The sequence below is a fragment of the Nocardioides sp. genome, from assembly GCF_014360585.1.
Taxonomy (GTDB): Bacteria; Actinomycetota; Actinomycetes; order Propionibacteriales; family Nocardioidaceae; genus Nocardioides.
Genome location: NZ_JACIXG010000008.1, coordinates 78,545 through 97,777, shown reverse-complemented (window position 1 = coordinate 97,777; position 19,233 = coordinate 78,545). Strand labels below are relative to the sequence as shown.

Genomic DNA, 19,233 nt, shown 5'->3' with positions numbered 1-19,233 from the left:
ATGTGTTGGTCTCGACACGGACTCGTTCGTTCCTACGAGTCCGGCTCGACCGACGGGGGTCACCCGTCGGTCGAGCGCCGGTCGAGCCGCCGGAGCCGCTAGGCGGAGGCATGTCGAGACCAACACGGTCGCCTAGGCGTTCGTCTCCTCCAAGGCTTCGCTCTCCTCCCGAGTCTGCGTACGCGCGGAGGCGATCAGGCTGGTGGTGACGGTGACGGCGAGGATGCCGACGATGATGACGAGGGACAGCCAGGTCGGCACGACCGGGACACTGTCCCAGTGGCCGTGGGCCCAGTGCAGGCCGAGCTTGACGCCGATGAAGGCGAGGATGGCGGCCAGACCGTAGGAGAGGTGGACCAGCTTGGACAGTGCACCCTCGAGCACGAAGTAGAGGGCTCGCAGACCGAGCAGCGCGAACGCGTTGGTGGCGAAGACGAGGTACGGGTCGCCGGTGATGCCGTAGACCGCGGGCACCGAGTCGACGGCGAAGATGATGTCGGTGGCGAAGATGGCGAGCACCACGATGGCCATCGGCTTGAGCCCGATCTTGCGGCCGAGGCGTACGGCCAGCATCTCCTCGGGGTCGATCTTCTGGTCGTGGCCTTGGAGCGCCTCGACGAAGAGCTTCGCGGCGGTGGCCAGGAGGATCGCACCGAAGATCAGGAAGACGATGTCCCACTGGGAGAGCGCCGCGGCGCCCAGGGCGATGAAGATGCCGCGCAGCACCAGCGCGCCGACGATGCCGAAGAGCAGCACCTTCTGCTGCAGGTGGCGTGGCACCGCGAAGGCCGCGAGCAGCAGCATGAAGACGAACAGGTTGTCGACGCTGAGCGACTTCTCGACGATGTAGCCGGTGTAGTACTCGAAGCCGGTCTGGCTGCCGTGGGCGTTCCAGACCCAGACGCCGAAGGCGAGCGGAAGCGCGACGTAGAAGGCCGACCAGCCGATGGCCTCCTTCATGGAGACCTCGTGTGGACGCCGGGTCAGGATGAAGTCGAGGGCGATCAGCACCACGACGGCGGCGATGGTCACGGTCCACAGAGTGGGCGTGGCAATAGTATCGAGCATGCGGGTTCCTCAGGCGTGTCGATGAACGTCTGAGGTCTCCCTCACCCCGGATCGGGGCGCCATCCCGGGACGGTGTCGGCACCGACGTACTGACCGGAATGAGCTTGGTGAGGTACTCCCCTCGAGGTGAAGCCTAACTGTTGGGCAGAAGAGGTTCGCAATCGCCTGTCTCACGACACAATGGATGGATGACGACGGCGGCACAGCTCTCTTTGGTCAACGACCTCGCCTCCCAGGTCTCGGAGGTGGCGACCGACGACATCTCGCTGCTGGCGGCCTCGACCGACCGGTCCGGGTCGGTCGCCGCCGGCCTTCCGCTGGCAGTGGTACGGGCCCACAGCAACGCGGACGTCCAGGCGGCGATGCGGGTCGCCTCTGCCCACCGGGTGCCGGTCGTCCCGCGGGGCACGGGCACCGGTCTCGCCGGGGGAGCGGTGGCCGGCACCGGACACCTCGTCGTCGACCTCTCCGCGATGGACCGGATCCTCGAGCTGGACCCGATCGACGAGATCGCGGTGGTGGAGCCGGGCGTGCTCAACGCGCGCCTGGACGCCGCGGCCGCCGAGGTGGGGCTGCGCTACGCGCCCGACCCGGCCTCGGCGGCGATCTGCTCGATCGGCGGCAACGTCGCCACCAACGCCGGCGGGTTGCGGTGCGTGAAGTACGGCGTGACCCGGGAGGCGGTCCTGGGTCTCGACGTCGTCCTCGCCGACGGCACCCTGATCCACACCGGCCGCCGCACCATGAAGGGCGTCGCGGGACTCGACCTCACCGCGCTCTTCGTCGGCTCCGAGGGCACCCTGGGCATCGTCGTCGGCGCGACCCTGCGCCTCAAGCCCCGCCCGGTCGCCACGCTGACGGCCTCGGCTGCGTACGCCTCGGTGGCGGCAGCCGCCCGAGCCTGCGCCGAGATCGCCGCCGCCCGTCGGCTGCCGTCGATGCTGGAGTTCATCGACCGGCGCTGCCTCGAGGCGGTCGACCGGTTCGCGGGCACGACGTACGCCGAGCGCGGTGACGCGCTGGTGATCGCCCAGGCCGACGGTCCGGCGGCCGCGACGGAGATCGAGGCGATCGCGGCGATCCTCGGCAAGGAGGCGACCTGGATCGAGCAGGGCGTCGACGAGGAGTCCTCCGACCGGCTGGTCGAGGCGCGTCGCCAGATCCTGCCCGCGATCGAGGCGGACGGCTCCTGGTTCATCGAGGACATCTGTGTGCCCCGGTCCCGGCTCGCCGATGCGGTCGACCGGATCTCCGAGATCTCCGATCGGCACGGCGTACGCACCTACACGCTCGCCCACGCCGGCGACGGCAACCTGCATCCGGTCATCGGCTGGGACCCGTCGCCGGACGACGTCCCGGGGGTGATGCCGCCGGCCGAGACCGCCGCGGGCGACGAGATCTTCGCCCTCGCGATCGAGCTGGGGGGCACCACGACCGGCGAGCACGGTGTCGGCCGGCTCAAGCAGAAGTGGCTCGAGCCCGAGATCGGCGCCGACTCGATCAACCTGCAGCGCCGGATCAAGGCGGCACTGGACCCGCTCGGGATTCTCAATCCGGGTGTCGGGTTCTGATCCCGTCGGTGGTCGAGCTTGTCGAGACCACCCCATGTGACACCCTTTGTCCGTGCGTGCCGGAATAGCTGCTGTCGTCCTGACCCTCGGCCTCGCGGTCACCCTGATCGCCTGCGGCGGTGAGCCCGAGGTCGCCGACTCGTCCTCGGCCCCCGGCGCGGCGCCCAGCGTCGCGACGGTCGTGACCGAGATCAAGGGCGCCGACGGCACCTCCGCGACCGCCGGTGGCTACACGCTCGGTGACGTCAGCCTGCCCCCCGAGGCGGGCACCCCGGGCAAGGTGAGCTTCACGATCACCAAGGATGCCGGCGATCAAGGGCACAGTCCGGTCACCGACTACATCGAGGAGCAGACCAAGGACCTCCACCTCTATGTCGTCCGTGACGACCTCGAGGTCTTCCGCCATCTGCACCCGACCCAGGACGAGTCCGGTACGTGGTCCGGCGACCTGACGCTGCCCGCGGGCGGCACCTACCGGGTGGTCGTCGAGTTCGCCGCCCGGACCCCGGACGACAAGGGGGAGCAGGCGATGCTCGGTGCGACCGCGAAGGTCTCCGGACCGACCGAGGTGGAGGTGCCCGGCTCCGACGACGGCGTCGTGATCGCCGCGCTCGAGGAGACCCCGAAGCCCGGGGTCGACCAGGAGATCGGCCTCCTGGTGTCCGACCCGGCCGGCAACCCGGTCAACCTGGGGACCTACCTCGGGGTCTACGCGCACGTGACCGCCTTCAGCCGCGAGACCGGCGAGGTGATCCACCTGCACCCGCTCGGCGGCCCCGAGAACCAGGACGACGGCACCCGCCTCGGCATCCATGTGAAGCCGCCGAAGGCGGGTGACTACGTCTTCTTCGCGCAGGTGCGCGTGGACGGGATGATCCACACGCTCCGGCTCCCGGTCACTGTCTGAGTCACTGTCTGACGGGGAACTCCAGCAGCGCCAGCGGGCTCTCGAACTCACCGAGCCGCAGCCCGACGGTCGCCTCCCAGGTCCCACCCTTGGGCAGTACGACGTCGGCCTCCCAGGTGCCGGCGCCGACCGTCGTCAGGGCCAGGCTGCCCAGGTCGACACTGTTCTGGTCGCGGTTGGCAGAGCTGAGCTTCGCGCTCGGGACCGCCGAGGCCTCGACGGGCTCGCCGGCCGCGTCCTGGATCTGCAGCCGGAGCACGTTCGGGCCAGGACCTGAGGGCGTCAACGTGGCGTACACCCGATGGTCGTCCCCGAGCTTCGCGGCCTGGGTGCTGGTCTGCGCGACCGTGGCCGAGCCGGTCCCGGCCGAGCCGGTGTCCGCCTGCGGCGGCTGGTCGACCAGGAAGCCGGTGACACCGAGGACCACCACGAGCACGCCCGCCTCCATCAGCACCGCACGGCGCAGCATCGAGCCGGCCTCGACGGTGTCGTCGTGACCGACCGCCCGCCGGACGCGGGGGAGGACCAGCAGCCGGTTGCCGGCCGCCATCACCGCGACCGCGACGACCAGAGCGACCTTGGTCATCAGCAGGGTGCCGTACGTGCTGTTGAGCAGGTTCTCCCACGAGCCGAGGATCCGCCATCCCATGAGCACGCCGGAGACCGCGAGAACGGCCAGGGAGGCGGCTGCGAGGGTGGAGAAACGGGTCACGATCTCGGCCGCGACCGTCCCGCGCCGGGTGATCAGCGGCAGGGTCAGCGCCAGACCGACCAGGCCGCCGAGCCAGAGCGCCCCGGCGATGAGGTGGATGATGTCGGTCGCGGTGACCAGCCAGGCGGGTACGACCGCGCGGGAGTGGCCGACCAGCGCCGGTGACATGATCGCGATCAGCCCCGCGGCCGCGGCCAGGCGGGGACGAGGCCGCAGGGCGAGCATGGCCGCGATGCCCAGGATCCCGACCAGCGCGCTGAGCCACTCCTTGCCGACCGACGCCGGTGACCAGGCGTCGAAGGTGAGGATGGCCCCCGGTCCGCTCTCGCTCTGCAGCGCACCGCTCGCCGGAGCCAGGAAGACCAGCGCGAGGACAGCGACCATGCCGGCGACGATCTGCAGACGCTGGACCCGGGCCGTGGCGCGGTCGGGGACACGGTGGTCACCGATGATCACTGCACGGAACCAGACCAGGCCCACGATCAGCAGCAGCGCGGCGTACTGGATGAACTGGAGGACCCCGTGGATCACCGCCGTCGCCCTCGACGGCTCCGACGAAGGCGGTGGGGCGACGCTGAGGCTCGGTGCTCCGACCGCGAAGGTCAGCGAGCCGGAGATCGGATGACCGTCGGCCGACACCGCACGCCAGGCGACGACGTAGGTGCCGTCGCCGAGGCTGCTCGGGTTCGCGAGCGCGACCTCCATCGAGGTGCCGCTCGCGGTCGCCTCGGAGGTCACCTCCTCGCCCTTCGCGTCGTAGACGGTCACGCCGCCCGGCGGCAGGCTCACCGCCTCGTCGAAGTCGAAGGTGATCGTCTCCGGCGCCACCTCCAGCACCGCACCCTCCTCGGGGTCGGTGCCGATCAGCGTCGCGTGCGCCTGGGCGGGGGAGATGCTGAGCAGGACGGCGTACGCCGCGGCAGCAAGCGCCACGAGCAGCCGCCCCAGGGCGCGCCGGCCCCGACGGTCGAGCCCCGGCCGGCGCGTCAGGGGAGCACTCACGCCTTACGACGCCCCAGCGCGAGGGCGGTGACGCCGGCGACCAGTCCGAGGATCCCGGCGCCGGCACCGACGCCGGCCCACAGGTTGCTGTCGCCGCCCTCTTCGACGTCCGCGGCGACCGGCTCGGCCTCGGTGGCCTCGTCGGAGCTGTGGCCGTGACCGTCCTCGGTCGCCTCGGTGACCTCGAAGGCCGGTGCCGGGTTCTCGGGCTCCTCGGTGGCGCCCTCGGGGGTCTCCTCGATCCAGGCGGTCTCGCCCTTCACGCAGGTCTGGATGACCGGGAAGGCGAGCGTGCCCTCCTCCTCGGGGAGCTGGAGGGAGACCTCGAAGGCGTCGCGCTGGCCGTCGGGCAGCGGGGTCTTCGCGGTGTAGACGATGGTCGCGTCGCGCTCGGTCAGCTCGTTGCCGTGGGCGTCCTTGATCGGCTCGGCGAGCTTCTCGGAGGTGACCTTGACGTCGTAGAACGGCTGACGGGTCGGGGTGACCGTGTTGATCCCCTCCGGCACCTGGATGGTGATCTGCTTGGTCGGGGAGCCTTCGCAGCCGTGACCGTTGCTGAAGGTCAGCACGGTGTAGGCGCCGGCCGCGGTCTCGGTCGGGGTGACCGTGACGTGCGGGGAGGCCGGAGCGGCAACGAGGAGGGTGACAGCCGCGGCAGCGGCGGCGGGCGCGCCGAGGCGCGCGAGGGTACGTCGAGACATGGGTGTTGCTTTCTGTGGAGTGTTCTGCGGTCGGGCGTGTGCCCAGTGGTCGGGGTCGAGTCCTCAGGCGAGGACCGGTGGACCCCGGCCGGCAGCGACGTACGTCCACAGTCCGGTGCGCGGCACGATCGGCTGCGCCTGGACCGGCAGGCGAAACGGAACCAGAACCTGGGGCGTCGCCAGCGCGCGTGAGATGACCCGCCAGGCCCGGCGGTGCAGCAGCCACACGACCACGGTCAGCGCCGCGGCCGCGGTGTGCGCGAGCAGCATCGAGGTCTCGCCCGCGGCGCCGGTGTGCGCGTGCGCTGCAGGCGCGGCGTACGCCTCGAAGGCCTCGTGCATCCCCAGCTGCGCGGCCCCGGCCAGCACAGCTCCCAGAGCGATCCCGACCCGGCGCTGCAGCACCACGACGCCGACGCCGAAGGCGGCGAACCCGGTCGCCACCAGCCACAACGCATCCGGCAGCTCTCCGCCGCCGGCCAGGTGGGCCAGGCTGGACCCGGTGGTGATCTCGACTGCGGCGAGCAGCGCCAGCAACACGCTCCCGCGCGTCGGCCGCACCACCCTCAATTCCACGCCGGTCATTCTCGCAGACGAACCGAGGCGTCACCCACGTCGGCCGAGAAGTCACACGACGGCCTCGGCATCATTTTCGACCTCTCGGCGGTCAGCGGAGGATGCTCGGCTCGGTCTTCTCTGCCACCTCTTCGTACGTCACATCCGGGGCGAGCTCGACCAGGCGGACGCCGTCGGGGGTGATGTCGAGGACACACAGGTCGGTGATGATGCGCTGCACGACGCCGAGGCCGGTGTAGGGGAGCGAGCACTCCTCGACGATCTTGTAGGAGCCGTCGCGGGCGACGTGCTCCATCAGCACGACGACCTTCTTCGCGCCGTGGACGAGGTCCATCGCGCCGCCCATGCCCTTGACCATCTTGCCGGGGATCATCCAGTTCGCCAGGTCGCCCGAAGACGAGACCTGCATGGCGCCGAGGATGGCGGCGTCGATCTTGCCGGATCGGATCATCCCGAAGCTGGTGGCGGAGTCGAAGAAGCTCGCCCCCTTGCGTACGGTGACGGTCTCCTTGCCCGCGTTGATCAGGTCCGGGTCGACGGCGTCCTCGGTCGGGTAGGCGCCGGTGCCGAGGATGCCGTTCTCGCTCTGCAGGACGAGCTCGACGTCGTCGGGGACGTAGTTGGGCACCAGGGTCGGCAGCCCGATGCCGAGGTTGACGTAGTCGCCGTCGGAGAGCTCCGCGGCGGCGCGGGCGGCCATCTCTTCACGTGTCCATGACATGTCAGCGGACCGTCCTCTTCTCGATGCGCTTGTCGGCGGCCTGCTCAGGGGTCAGGGGCACGACGCGGTGGACATAGACGCCGGGGAGGTGGACGTCGTTGGGCGGGATCTCGCCGGGCTCGACGAGCTCCTCGACCTCGGCGATCGTGATCTGCCCGGCCATCGCGGCAAGCGGGTTGAAGTTGCGCGCGGAGTCCTTGAAGAGCAGGTTGCCGTGGCGGTCGCCCTTCCACGCGCGGACGATGCCGAAGTCGGCGACGATGGCCTCCTCGAGGACGAACTCCCGCTCGCCCTCAGGCGTCTCGAAGGTCATCACCGGCTTCTCGGGCGAGGTCTTGATGACGTTGCCGGCGTCGTCGTACTTCCACGGCAGCCCGCCCTGCGCCACCTGAGTGCCGACGCCGGTGCGGGTGTAGAACGCGGCGATGCCGGAGCCGCCCGCGCGCATCCGCTCGGCCAGCGTGCCCTGCGGGGTCAGCTCGACCTCGAGGTCGCCGGAGAGGTATTGCCGCGCGAACTCCTTGTTCTCCCCGACGTACGACGCGACGACCCGCCGCAGCCGCCCGGCACCGAGCAGCAGGCCCAGGCCCCAGTCGTCGACGCCGGCGTTGTTGGAGACCACCTCGAGGTCGGACACGCCGGCCTCGAGGAGCGCATTGATGAGCACCGAGGGGATGCCGCACAGCCCGAAACCGCCGACCGTGAGGGTCGCTCCGTTCGGGATGTCCGCGACCGCCTCGGCGGCTGAGGAGATGACCTTGTCCATGATGATCAGTCAAGGCCGGGCGGGCCGATCGGTCAATAGACGAGCGCGAGTTCCCGCTCAGTCTTTCGATGAGCGGCCCCGCTGACGCAGCGGCGTTCACTGAATGGACACGCCTATCGTACGTCTCATGGAACCCGGTCCGAGCGCACCTCAGCCCAGCGTGATCCGCCGAAGCGCGCACCTGCTGCGGCTGCTCGCCGCGCGCGAGCCCGAGGGCGCGACGACCACCCAGCTCGCGACGGCCGCCACGATCCCGCGCCCGACCGCCCACCGGCTGCTCAGCGCGCTCCAGGACGAGGGCCTGGTCGAGCGAGACAACGCCACCGGCGCCTGGCACCTCGGCCCGGAGTGCTTCCTGCTCGGCGCCGCCGCGACCACCCGCCACGACATCACCCCGGCGGCCCGGGCGGCGGTGCTGCGCATCGCCCGGGAGACGGGGGAGAGCGCGTTCTTCTCGATCCGGCGCGGCGACGAGACGGTCTGCGTCCTGCGCGAGGACGGCAGCTTCCCGATCCGCTCGCACGTGCTCCACGAGGGGATCCGGTTCCCGCTCGGTGTCGCCTCGGCGGGCCTGGCGATCCTCGCCTTCCTGCCGGAGCCGCGGCGCGAGGCCTACCTCGCCCGGACCGACCTCGTCGCGGCCTACGGCGAGCAACACTCGGCGTCCGCTCTCCGGAAGCGCGTCGCCGCGACCCGTGAGCGCGGCTTCGCGGTCAACCCGGGCCTGCTCGTGGTCGGCAGCTGGGGTCTGGGTGCCGCGGTCTTCGACGCCCACGGGCAGCCCTACGGAGCGTTGAGCATCACCGGCATCGAGGCCCGCCTCGCGCCACCGCGTCAGGCCGAGCTGGGCCGCCTCCTCCTGGAGGCCGCCCACACCCTGACCACGAAGGCTAGGTCCTGACCTGAGTCAGGGCTTCCTGCATGAGGGCGAGGCGGTGCACCTGCTCACGGGTGGCGGGGTACAGCTCGGTGAAGCCGCTGTAGAGCTCGTCGTAGACGGCCCGGTTCTCGGGGTTGGGCACGACGTCTCCGACGATCCGGGTCCAGTCGGTGTCCGGTGGCACGAGCCCGGAGCCGATGGCCGCCAGGAGGGCATCCCCGTAGGACGCTCCGATGGTCTGCTCAGGCACGAGCTGCCGGATCCCGGCGACGTCGCTGACGATCTGGGTCCACGGTCCGCTCCGGGTGCCGCCCCCGACCGCGACCACGCGGGAGGCCGGTCCGCCGGCCTCCTCGAGGAGCTCGAGGATCTGGCGCACGCCGTAGGCGATTCCCTCGTAGACGGCCCGGTACAGGTGTCCGCGGCCGTGGCGCAGGGACAGCCCGGCGATGACGCCGCGGGCGTGCGGGTCGAAGAGCGGGGTGCGCTCGCCGGCGAAGTAGGGCAGCACGATGAGCCCTTCCGCGCCGGCCGGAACGAGGTCGGCCTCTTGGGCGAGCGTGGCGATGTCGCGGTTCCCGGTGAGGTCCTGAACCCAAGACAGCAGGCTCCCGGAGGTGGCCATGCCGCCCGCGAGCGTCATCACCTCCGGTTGCACGCTCATCGCGGTCCACAGCGGAGGACAGGCAGTGAGACCGTGGCCGATCTGGATGAAGAACATCGTGGAGCCGTACATCAGCATCAGGTCGCCCGGCTGCCGCACCCCGCAGCTGAAGGCCTCGGCCCACGCATCCACCGTCCCCGCCATGACCGGGGTGCCGACGGGCAGTCCCGTCGCCGCGGCGGCGTCGGCGTGCAACGTGCCGACCACCTCACTTGACCAGGCGAGACGGGGCATCGGAAGGTCGCCGAGGATCTCCTCGGCCCAGTCGGACGCCCACTCCTCGGCCGCGATGTCGTAGAGCGGGGCGGACTGGCTGGCGGTGTGGTGGTCCATGACGTACTCGCCGGTCAGCCGGGCCACGACATAGGAGCTCGAACCGAACCAGCGGCGGGTCCGCGCCCACACGTCGGGCTCGTGACGGCGGAGCCAGAGCAGCTTGGGGCCGACCGCCTGGGAGCTGAGCGCGCTGCCGGCCCGCTCGAGGATGGCGTCCGCGCCGAACCGCTCGGTGAGCTCCTCGATCTCGGCCGAGGCCCGGCTGTCGATGCCGTAGAGGATGCCCGGCTGGAGCGGGGTCAGGTCGTCGTCGGTGACCAGTACGCACGGGCCGATGCCGCTGACGCAGAGCCCAGCGATCGTGTGACCCCGAGCGTGCAGCGCGAGTTCCCGGCAGATCGAGGCGACCTCGCCCCACCAGATGGTCTCGGCGTCCATCTCCGCGTGTCCGGCCCGTGGCAGCGACATCTGGTGGTGCCGCATCGTCTTGGCGATCACTTCACCTTCGGCGGTGGCCAGCACGCCCTTGCTGCTTCCGGTGCCGACATCGACCCCCACGACCAAGGCAGCCATATACCCTCCCAGTCGCGCCGGACCGCCGGGCCCGACGGACTCGACGGCATGATCGGTCGATCCTAGTCACCGTCGGGCACTCAGCAGCTGGAGGGCTGTTCCTGGTCTGTGGCGCCTTGCTCGTACTCGCCGATCGCTGCGACCTTGGCTGCCGAGGCCGACTCGGGGTCGAACTCGTAGCCCAGCCATTCCTTGGCGAGGCGTCGGGCGAGCTCGATCCCGACGACGCGCTGACCCATGCACAGGACCTGGGCGTTGTTGCTGAGCACGGCTCGTTCGACGGAGAAGCTGTCGTGCGCCGTCACCGCGCGTACGCCGGGCACCTTGTTGGCGCTGATGGCGACGCCCAGCCCGGTGCCGCACACGAGCAACGCCCGGTCGACGCTGCCGTTGGCCACCAGCTGTGCCGCGGAGGCGGCGACGTGGGGATAGGCGGTGTGCTCGTCGGTCGTGACCCCCACGTCGACCACCTCGGCGACCCGCGGGTCGGCCTCGAGGTCGGCTTTCAGGATGTCGCGGTAGGAGACGCCGGCGTCGTCGCAGCCGACGGCGATCCGCAGTCCGGGTGTCGGCTCGGTCCGTGCTGGCTCGGTCATGAGGACTCCTCGAGATGGGTCTGGCAGGTCTGGTCGAGCTGCTCCCCGATCGCGGTGACGATCAGGGCCAGCGAGACGGCACCGGGGTCGGGGGTGCCGACGCTGCGATCGGCGAGGGGACGGGCTCGACCGACCTTCGGCGCCATCGGCGCGGTCGCCTCGGCGGCCTTGGTGCAGGTATCCGCGGCGATGCGCCAGGCGTGGGCGAGGGGGAGCGCGGCGTCGGCGCCCTGTTCGAGTGCGTCGGCGAAGGGACAGAACGCATCGAGCATGGTCTTGTCGCCGAGCTCGGCGTGGCCGAATGTCTGCACCCGGGTCGCCCCCGCCCGTACGGCCCTGGCGAGTCCGTCGAGGGTGACCGGCTCCTGGTTGCCGAGGCCTTCGCCGACGGTCTCCAGGAGCAGGCCCCACAGGATGCCGCTCGTGCCGCCGGCACGGTCGCCGAACGCGGCCCCGGCCGCGGCGAGCACCGAGCGGACGCCGCCGCCGGCGGAGACGGCCGCCTCGGCCGCCTCGACGGCGGCCCGGGATCCGCGGCTCATGCCGATGCCGTGGTCGCCGTCGCCGGCGACCGCGTCGATCTCACCGAGCCGTTCCTTGTGCTCCTCGACCGTCGCCGCGAGCGTGGCGATGATGCTCTGCGCGATCGTCGCGTGCTTGCGGGACGCTGGGCTCGCGGTCTCCTGCGTGCCCTCCACCGCGGCATCGGCGGATACCGCACGCTCGGTGAACCGTCCGTCGGCGACGGCCTGGCCCCGGCGGTAGGCAGGGGTGTCGGCCGGGGCTCGCCACAGCGGCTCGAGCTCGTCGTCGAGCCAGGTCACGGTGAGTGAGCAGCCCGCCATGTCGAGGCTGGTGACCAGCTCGCCGACCTCGGGGTCGATCAGGTCGACTCCCGCGGCTCGTAGCCTGGGCTCGACCTCGCTCCAGAGCACATAGAGCTCCTCGTACTTGGTCGCGCCGAGGCCGTTGAGCAGCACGGCCGCCCGCCCGTCGGCCGCGGCCGGCCGCTCCGCGAGCACTCGGTCGACCAGCTGGTCGGCCAGCCGCGAGGCCGGGATCCAGTCGGTGGTGCTGATGCCGGGTTCGCCATGGATCCCCAGCCCGAAGTCCACCTGGCCGGCCTTCACATGGAAGAGAGCGTCGCTCGCCCCCGGCAGCGTGCAGCCGTCGAACGCCACCCCGAAGGAGTACGTCGCCGCGTTGGCCCGCCGCATGAGCCGCTCGACCTCGTCGAGCTCGCTGCCCGCCTCGGCCGCGGCGCCGGCCATCTTGTAGACCGTGAAGGTCCCGGCGATGCCGCGCCGATCCTCCTCCGCCCCAACACGTGCGGAGGCCACGTCGTCGGTCACCCACACGACACGAACGTCCACGCCCTCCGCGCGCAGACGGTCGGCCGCGACGCCGAAGTTGAGCCGGTCACCGGCGTAGTTGCCGAAGGCGAGCACCACCCCCGCCCCGCCGTGGGCGGCGCGGGCGATGCGGTAGACCTGCTCGGCGGACGGAGAGGCGAAGATGTCGCCGAGCACGGCGCCGTCGGCGAAGCCCGGGCCGACGACCCCGTTGTAGGAGGGATAGTGGCCCGACCCGCCGCCGATGACGAGCGAGACCTTGCCGGCAAGGGGCCCGCCGGCCCGGATGAATCCGGAGGCATCGCGAACCCGTTCGACGTAGCGGGGATGGGCGGCGGCGAAGCCGGTGAGGACGTCGCTCTTGAAGGTGTCGGGATCGTTGTAGATGTGGGTCATCGGATCACTCGCTGATGACGAAGTTCTCGACGGTGTCGACGTTGTCCTTGGTGACCAGGACGCAGTCGAGAGCCTGCTTCTCGTCCGAGACGCCCGTCTCTCCGGTCCGGATCACGCTGTCGAGCTGCTCGATCGCGCGGTTGGTGCCTTCGACGATCGGCTGGACCACCGTGGCCACCAGCTCGCCGGACCGCACCGCTTCGACGGCGTCCTGGCTGCCGTCGAAGCCGAGCACCGTCACCTGGTCGAGCTTGCCCTTGGCCTTGAGCGCGTTCACCGCGCCGAGCGCCATCTCGTCGTTGCCGGAGATGACCCCGTTGATGTCGGGGTTCTTGGCGAGCAGGGCCTCCATCTTCTCCTGGCCCTCCTGACGGTCCCAGTTGGCGATCTCCTCACCGACCTTCTTCAGGTCCGGGTACTGGCTGAGGACCTGCTCATACCCGTCGGAGCGGACCTGGGCGTTGTTGTCGCTGGGGTTGCCGAACAGCTCGACGTACGTCCCCTTGTAGTTCATCGATGCGGCCCAGGCCTCGGCGCCGACGGTGGCACCCTGGGCGTTGTTGGAGACGATCTGGGACGACGCGAGTCCGGTCTCGGAGATCTCGGCGTTGATCAGCACGACCGGGATGTCGGCGTCGACGACCTTCTGCACGGCGGCGATCGACTCGTCGGCGCCGGCGGGGTCGAGCAGGATCCCGTCGACCTCGTCATTGACGGCGGTCTCGATCAGGGTGTTCTGCTCGTCCGGGTCGTTTCCGTGTGCCGCGGTGTAGGACTTGTAGCCCAGGTCGGTGGCGGCCTTCTTGGCCGTGTCGACCTCGGCCTTCCAGTAGGGGTTGGAGGGGTCGACGGTGATGATGGCGATGGTGCCGCCGCCCTTGCTGTCCGCGTCGTCGGTGGCCTCCGAGCCGCAGGCGGCCAGGCTCAGGGCGAGCCCGGTGGCGGCGAAGCCGGCGAGAATTCGCTTCATGGTGTCTTTCCTCTCGATGTGTCGCGGACGAGCCGCGGCAGGTGGTGGGGACGGTGGGTGCTCATGCGCTCGTGCTAGCGGCGGTACGAACCTCCGCGGCCGCGCGTCGCGCGGCCCCGCGGTTCTGGGCGATCTGCTGGATCCGGTCGACGGCGACCGCGAGGATGATCACCGCGCCGGTGATGACCTGCTGCCAGAACGGGGAGACGCCGACGATGACCAGCCCGTTGGCGAGGAACCCGATCACGAAGGCGCCGATGATGGTGCCCCGGACCGTGCCGCGACCACCCGAGAGAGCGGCGCCGCCGATGACGACCGCGGCGATCGCGTTGAGCTCGTAGAACTGGCCGAGGTCGGCGGTCGCGGAGCTGATGTTGGCGATCTGGAGCAGACCGACGATGCCGGCGCAGGTGCCGGCGATCACGTAGATCCGCGTCTTGACCCGGGTGACGGGCACGCCGGAGAGCTCGGCGGCCCGCTCGTTGCTGCCGCTGGCGTAGAGCCACCGGCCGAACGGCGAGCGAACCAGCAGGATCGAGGCCAGGACGGCGAGCGCGATCATCACCCATGCGGAGATCGGCAGCCCGAGGGGGCGGCTGGCGAAGACCTCGAAGAAGCCGGTGTTGCCCAGGCCCTCCTGGCCGCGGAGCTCGTTGGTGATGTTCTGCCCGTTGAGCAGCACCTCGGTCAGGCCGCGCCCGACGTAGAGCATGCCCAGGGTGACGATGAACGGGGCGAGGCGTAGTCGCGAGATCAGCAGGCCGTTGGCATAGCCGACCAGAGCGCCGACCCCGACCGAGATGACCACGATCACCCAGACCTGCGGGAACATGATCGCCTGGGTCAGCGGGAGGTCGAGGCCTCGGAAGAGGTTGCCGGCCACGGCGCCGGTCAGCCCCACGGTGGAGCCGACCGAGAGGTCGATCCCGCCGTTGAGGATGACCATCAGCATGCCGAGCGCCAAGATCGCGTTGAAGGCGACCTGTTTGGTGATGGTGACCAGGTTTCCGGGGTCGAGGTAGTTGTCGCTGAGCAGCGCGAACACCGTGATGATGAGGATCAGGGCGAGCAGGGCCCGGCCCTCCACAAGAGCGCTGCTGAGCGTGATCGAGCGGAGCCGGGAGGTGACGCCCCCGGTCGGGCTCTGGGGGCTCTGCGGGCGGGGTGTCGCCTCGGCCGATGTGTTGGTTGCGGTCATGGCGTGCCTCCGATGGCTTCGTCGGTGGTCGTGGTGCTGGTCGTCGGGTTGGCTGACTCGCCGGATGCGGCCATGACCTCGGCCCGGGTGCTCGTACGCGGGTCGAACTCGCGCACGACGCGGCCCTTGTTCATCACGACGATGCGATGCGAGGCCGTCATCGCCTCACCGATCTCCGATGTGACGTACAGGACCCCGAGGCCCTTCTGTGCCTCCTGGAAGAGCAGGGCGAAGATCTCGCCCTTGGCCCCGACGTCGATGCCACGGGTGGGCTCGTCGAGGAGCAGCACGCTCGGATCGGTCATCAGCAGCTTGCCGATCACGACCTTCTGCTGGTTGCCGCCGGACAGGGAGGTGATCGGGGTGCCCGGGCCGGCGGCCTTGACGGTGACCTCGGCCATGCCACGCCTGATCCGATCGGACTCCGCGCCTCGCGAGATCAGGCCGCGGCGTACCACCGAACGCAGCCCGGCGAGGGAGAGGTTGCTGCCGACGCTGAGCAGCTGGACGACGCCGTCGCGCTGCCGGTCCTCGGGCACGAGCCCGAGGCCACGCGAGATGCGGTCGCTGACGCTGAGGTCGGCGACGTTCTCGCCGTTCAGGAGCACCTCGCCGGCGGTCATGGGATCGCGGCCGGCGAGGGTCTCCATCAGCTCGGTACGCCCGGCGCCCATCAGGCCGTAGAGGCAGACGATCTCGCCGGTGCGTACGTCGAGGGAGACGTCGTCGACCACGACTCGTCCGGTGCCGAGGTCAGCGACGGTGAGGTTCCGGACGGAGAGCGCGACCTCGCCGAAGTCCCGGGGCTCCTCGCGGAAGTCGTACTCCGCCTGCCGGCCGGTCATCCGGTGCACCACCCAGGGCAGGTCGATCTCGCTCGCCGGCTCGTGCGCCACCAGCTCGCCGTCGCGGAGCACGACCGCGTGGTCGGCGATGCTGATCGCCTCCTCGAGGTGGTGGGAGATGTAGACGATCGCGACGCCGTTGGCGGTCAGCTCCCCGATGACCCGGAACAGCACCTCGACCTCGCTTGCGCTGAGGGCCGAGGTGGGCTCGTCCATGATCAGGATCCGGGTCTCGGCGGCCAGCGCCCGCGCGATCTCGACGATCTGCTGCTGGCCCATCCGGAGGTCCGCGACCGGGGTCTGCGGCGCGATCTCCTCCTCGAGCTGGCGCATCAGCCGTGAGGTGATGTCGGCCTCGCGGGCGTAGTCGATCCCGCCCATCCGGGTGTGCAGCTCGCGGCCGAGGAAGATGTTGTCCCGCACGTTGAGGTTGGGGCAGAGGTTCGTCTCCTGGTGGATGATCGAGATCCCTCGCTCCACCGCATCGACGGTGTTCTCCAGGGTGATCGGCTCCTCATGCAGGACCAGCTGTCCGCCGGTGGGCTGCTCGACGCCGGAGAGGATCTTCATGAGTGTCGACTTCCCGGCGCCGTTCTCCCCGAAGAGCACGGTGACCTGGCCGGCGCGGACCTCGAAGTCGACGCCCTTGAGCGCCTTGGTGACGCCGTACGTCTTGGAGATCCCGACCGCGCGGAGCACCACCTCACCGATCTCGGTGTCGGTGGGGGCGGTCGCGGTGGCTGGTGCACTCATGGTGCGACCTCCAGCGTCAGCGGCTGGATCTGCACGGGCTTGGCCGCGGGCTGCGGCATCCCCGTGTCGGTGACGCTCACGATTCCGGTAAAGGCGAGCTTCGAGCCCGGAGCGACCTTTCCGCCCGTGCCCTGGTCGATCTGCTCGCGGACGAGGGCCTTCAGCTCGTCGCCGACCTGCTGGTAGGTGGTCTGGTTGGAGGCATCTCCGAACTTGAAGCCGACGGCGTCACGCAGGACCGTGCCGTTGGTGGCCGGTCCGGAGGCGAAGGTGAGCGGGGTGGTCTCGGGGACACCCTCGACGGTGATCTCGACAGCCTGATCCTGGGTGGCGACGACGGTCGCGGTGCCGCGTACGGGGAACAGGTAGGTGGTGTCGTTCGGCCTGGAGGCCTCGAGGTCGTCGGCGGTCTTGGCGACATCCTTCTGGAGTCCGGTGAGGAGCTCGGGAAGTGGCGTCGCCGCATCGGGGATGGTCTCGTTCGCCTGGGCGAAGAGGTCCTCGGCGGTCTGCGCCGGGTCGAACTTCTCCGGGCCGATCGAGGCGAGCTCGTCGGGGGTGACGAAGCGGGTGCTGAGCGTCATCGCGACGAGGAGCGCAGCGAGGGCCACCGCTCCGCCGATGCGGAAGGGGGTGAGGCGGCGGTGTCGTGTCATCTTGGGTCCTTTCGAACGATCGCGGACACGAGGTCGGGGGTTGGTTGGCGGCGCCTTCGTTGACGAAGCGCGTCGGCGCAACGGTGAGCGAGGTCGAGGAGGCCCGGCGCGGTCCATGCGGCGCGCCCGACGAAGAGGCCGTCCACGTCGAGGCCGGTCATCAGGTCGGCGGCGTTGCCCGCGTGGACGCTGCCTCCGTAGAGGACGGAGGTCGGCGTGCCTGCCAGGTCCTCGTCCAGGGCCCGGCGTACGACGGCGAGTCCTTCGGCGACGTCCGCCGGCCTGGCGGGACGGCCCTCGGAGCCGATCGCCCAGTGGGGCTCGTAGGCCACCAGCAGCTCGCTGGGTCGCGATCCCCCGAGACGGCTGAGCGCAGCGCGTACCTGGCTGGCCAGGACATCGGAGGTCTCGCCATGGGTGCGCTCGGCGGCGGTCTCGCCGACACACACTAGGGGCGTCAGCCCGGTCGAGACCGCGGCGGCGACCTTGTCGGCCACCATGTCGTCGGTCTCGCCGAGCAGGGTGCGGCGCTCCGCGTGCCCGATCTCGACGAGGCTCGCGCCGGCGTCGCGCACCATGCTCATGGACACCTCGCCGGTGACGGCGCCGTCCGGCCCCGGGTGGGCGTTCTGCGCCCCGAGAGCCACCCCGGTGCCGTCCAGCCGGTCGCGGACGGTGGCCAGGGAGGTCGCGGCGGGCAGGACGAAGAGCCGCAGCTCGGGCGGCACGCTCCCCGCCTCGACCGCCGCACGCAGGTCGTCTGCGTACGCCTCGGCCTCGCCCAGGGTCTTCGTCATCTTCCAGCTCGTGCCGAGCCAGAAGGAGGCTGGCGCGGTCACGGGATCAGCGAGACCTTGATCGACTCGGTGCCGCGAGCCACCATGTCGAGGCCGTCCTGGAACCGGGCCAGGGGCAGCTGGTGGGTGCAGATCTCGTCGAGCGGGAGCACGCCGGACTCCAGCATCCGGATCGCGGCCGGCCAACAGTGCGGGCCGAGATGGGCGCCGCGTACGTCGAGCTCCTTGTCGTCGCTGATGATGCTCCAGTCGACGGTCACCTCGGAGCCGAAGACGCCGTACTCCACATAGGTGCCGAGCTTGCGCAGCACGTTGAGACCCTGCAGCACCGCGGAGGGGTGCCCGGTTCCTTCGAGGTAGACGTCGGCGCCGTAGCCGTCGGTGATCGAGCGGACGAACTCGACGGGGTCCTGCTCGGCGATGTTGACGATGTCGGTGGCACCGCACTTCGTGGCCAGGTCGAGCTTCTCGGGTGCCATGTCGAGGGCGACGACCCGGGCCGGCGACTTGGCCGCGGCCCCGGCGATCATGCCGAGGCCGATCGGCCCACAGCCGGCGACCACCACGACGTCGTCGAAGGTGATCTGGGCCCGCTCCACGGCGTGCAGGGAGCAGGACAACGGCTCGGCGAACGCGGCGTGCGCCGGCGGGAGGTCCTTGCTGATCCGGTGCACCAGGGAGGCGGGGGAGAAGACCATGTACTCGGCCATCGCGCCCGGGGTGCTGCGCTTGAAGCCGAACATGTCGTGGGGTCCGCACATCCAGTACTCCCCGCGCCGGCAGTAGCGACACTCTCCGCACGGCACGATCTGCTCGGCGACGACCCGGTCGCCGACCTCGACCCCCCACCGCGTACTTGCCTCCTCATCGAGGGCGACCACCTCGCCGGTGAATTCGTGGCCGGGGATGACCTCGGTCTCGGCCCAGGCCGGCCGGTTCTCATCACCCCAGAACTTCGCGGCTCCGTGGTAGCACTTCAGGTCGCTCGCGCATATCCCGACGGCCTCGACCCGGATCAGCGCCTCGCCGGCGCCCGGGACGGGGATCGGGACCTCCTCGAAGCGGTAGTCCTCGGGCCCGTGGCAGACGACCGCCTGCATGGTGCGCCGGTCGAGCTCTGATGTTGCCTGCGTCATGGGGACCTCCTGCTAGTGATCTGGATCACTCGAACTCGTCCACCGTCGCATAGGTCGCGAACAAATGTCCAGAACAGATTTTCAGGTTTGGACGGATCGGTGGGCGCAGCTGTGGAA

At 70.4% G+C, this 19,233-nt stretch carries 18 protein-coding genes; 3 read left to right on the top strand and 15 right to left on the bottom strand.

Translation table 11 applies throughout. The features are described 5' to 3' along the window. Positions 1 to 132 precede the first annotated feature (132 nt). Positions 133 to 1,068, bottom strand: a complete 936-nt coding sequence (locus tag H5T77_RS05000) for a TerC family protein (RefSeq protein WP_292645846.1) — start codon at positions 1,066 to 1,068, stop codon at positions 133 to 135. 188 nt (positions 1,069 to 1,256) lie between these two features. On the opposite strand from H5T77_RS05000, the gene H5T77_RS04995 reads away from it, so the two are divergent. Both H5T77_RS04995 and H5T77_RS04990 read left to right on the top strand, forming a co-directional pair. Continuing rightward, complete coding sequence (locus H5T77_RS04995; protein WP_292645844.1) at positions 1,257 to 2,639, top strand: FAD-binding oxidoreductase; 1,383 nt, start codon at positions 1,257 to 1,259, stop codon at positions 2,637 to 2,639. Between the two features lie 52 nt (positions 2,640 to 2,691). Further along, positions 2,692 to 3,546 (top strand): hypothetical protein, encoded by an 855-nt coding sequence (locus H5T77_RS04990; protein ID WP_292645841.1) that lies wholly within the window; start codon positions 2,692 to 2,694, stop codon positions 3,544 to 3,546. 1 nt (position 3,547) lies between these two features. Here the strand turns inward: H5T77_RS04990 and H5T77_RS04985 are convergent, their stop codons facing one another. From H5T77_RS04985 to H5T77_RS04965, 5 genes are all read right to left on the bottom strand, one after another. Further along, positions 3,548 to 5,260, bottom strand: a complete 1,713-nt coding sequence (locus tag H5T77_RS04985) for a copper resistance CopC/CopD family protein (RefSeq protein WP_292645840.1) — start codon at positions 5,258 to 5,260, stop codon at positions 3,548 to 3,550. Continuing rightward, positions 5,257 to 5,961 (bottom strand): YcnI family copper-binding membrane protein, encoded by a 705-nt coding sequence (locus H5T77_RS04980; RefSeq protein ID WP_292645837.1) that lies wholly within the window; start codon positions 5,959 to 5,961, stop codon positions 5,257 to 5,259. Before H5T77_RS04980 ends, H5T77_RS04985 begins: the two co-directional genes overlap by 4 nt. A gap of 63 nt (positions 5,962 to 6,024) precedes the next feature. Next, complete coding sequence (locus tag H5T77_RS04975) at positions 6,025 to 6,546, bottom strand: cell division protein FtsQ (protein ID WP_292645835.1); 522 nt, start codon at positions 6,544 to 6,546, stop codon at positions 6,025 to 6,027. An 82-nt stretch (positions 6,547 to 6,628) separates the two neighbouring features. After that, complete coding sequence (locus H5T77_RS04970) at positions 6,629 to 7,258, bottom strand: 3-oxoacid CoA-transferase subunit B (protein ID WP_292645832.1); 630 nt, start codon at positions 7,256 to 7,258, stop codon at positions 6,629 to 6,631. A 1-nt stretch (position 7,259) separates the two neighbouring features. Beyond that, complete coding sequence (locus H5T77_RS04965) at positions 7,260 to 8,024, bottom strand: CoA transferase subunit A (protein ID WP_292645830.1); 765 nt, start codon at positions 8,022 to 8,024, stop codon at positions 7,260 to 7,262. A 127-nt stretch (positions 8,025 to 8,151) separates the two neighbouring features. On the opposite strand from H5T77_RS04965, the gene H5T77_RS04960 reads away from it, so the two are divergent. Further along, positions 8,152 to 8,925, top strand: coding sequence for an IclR family transcriptional regulator (locus tag H5T77_RS04960; protein WP_292645828.1), 774 nt, complete (start codon positions 8,152 to 8,154; stop codon positions 8,923 to 8,925). On the opposite strand, the gene H5T77_RS04955 is transcribed toward H5T77_RS04960, so the two are convergent. The 9 genes from H5T77_RS04955 to H5T77_RS04915 form a co-directional block, all read right to left on the bottom strand. After that, entirely contained in the window at positions 8,915 to 10,417 is a 1,503-nt protein-coding gene (locus tag H5T77_RS04955; RefSeq protein WP_292645826.1) for an FGGY-family carbohydrate kinase, read from the bottom strand. The genes H5T77_RS04960 and H5T77_RS04955 overlap by 11 nt on opposite strands. A gap of 80 nt (positions 10,418 to 10,497) precedes the next feature. Continuing rightward, positions 10,498 to 11,013 carry a ribose-5-phosphate isomerase gene (locus tag H5T77_RS04950; RefSeq protein WP_292645823.1) on the bottom strand — a complete coding sequence of 172 codons (516 nt, stop codon included), beginning with the start codon at positions 11,011 to 11,013 and terminating at the stop codon, positions 10,498 to 10,500. Continuing rightward, entirely contained in the window at positions 11,010 to 12,761 is a 1,752-nt protein-coding gene (locus H5T77_RS04945) for a dihydroxyacetone kinase family protein (protein WP_292645821.1), read from the bottom strand. Before H5T77_RS04945 ends, H5T77_RS04950 begins: the two co-directional genes overlap by 4 nt. A gap of 4 nt (positions 12,762 to 12,765) precedes the next feature. After that, the gene (locus tag H5T77_RS04940; RefSeq protein WP_292645819.1) at positions 12,766 to 13,731 is read right to left on the bottom strand and encodes a D-ribose ABC transporter substrate-binding protein; all 966 of its coding nucleotides are present in this window, start codon (positions 13,729 to 13,731) and stop codon (positions 12,766 to 12,768) included. Positions 13,732 to 13,792: 61 nt separating this feature from the next. Further along, positions 13,793 to 14,929, bottom strand: coding sequence for an ABC transporter permease (locus H5T77_RS04935; protein ID WP_292645816.1), 1,137 nt, complete (start codon positions 14,927 to 14,929; stop codon positions 13,793 to 13,795). Then, positions 14,926 to 16,527 carry a sugar ABC transporter ATP-binding protein gene (locus tag H5T77_RS04930; RefSeq protein WP_292645814.1) on the bottom strand — a complete coding sequence of 534 codons (1,602 nt, stop codon included), beginning with the start codon at positions 16,525 to 16,527 and terminating at the stop codon, positions 14,926 to 14,928. The genes H5T77_RS04935 and H5T77_RS04930 overlap by 4 nt, the downstream gene beginning before the upstream one ends. Continuing rightward, on the bottom strand, positions 16,524 to 17,183 hold the full coding sequence (locus H5T77_RS04925; RefSeq protein WP_292645812.1) for a DUF2291 family protein: 660 nt from the start codon (positions 17,181 to 17,183) through the stop codon (positions 16,524 to 16,526). Before H5T77_RS04925 ends, H5T77_RS04930 begins: the two co-directional genes overlap by 4 nt. Beyond that, positions 17,180 to 18,022, bottom strand: a complete 843-nt coding sequence (gene tpiA, locus H5T77_RS04920; RefSeq protein WP_292645809.1) for a triose-phosphate isomerase — start codon at positions 18,020 to 18,022, stop codon at positions 17,180 to 17,182. The genes H5T77_RS04925 and tpiA overlap by 4 nt, the downstream gene beginning before the upstream one ends. Further along, positions 18,019 to 19,080, bottom strand: a complete 1,062-nt coding sequence (locus tag H5T77_RS04915; RefSeq protein ID WP_292645852.1) for an alcohol dehydrogenase catalytic domain-containing protein — start codon at positions 19,078 to 19,080, stop codon at positions 18,019 to 18,021. Before H5T77_RS04915 ends, tpiA begins: the two co-directional genes overlap by 4 nt. Between the last annotated feature and the right edge of the window lie 153 nt (positions 19,081 to 19,233).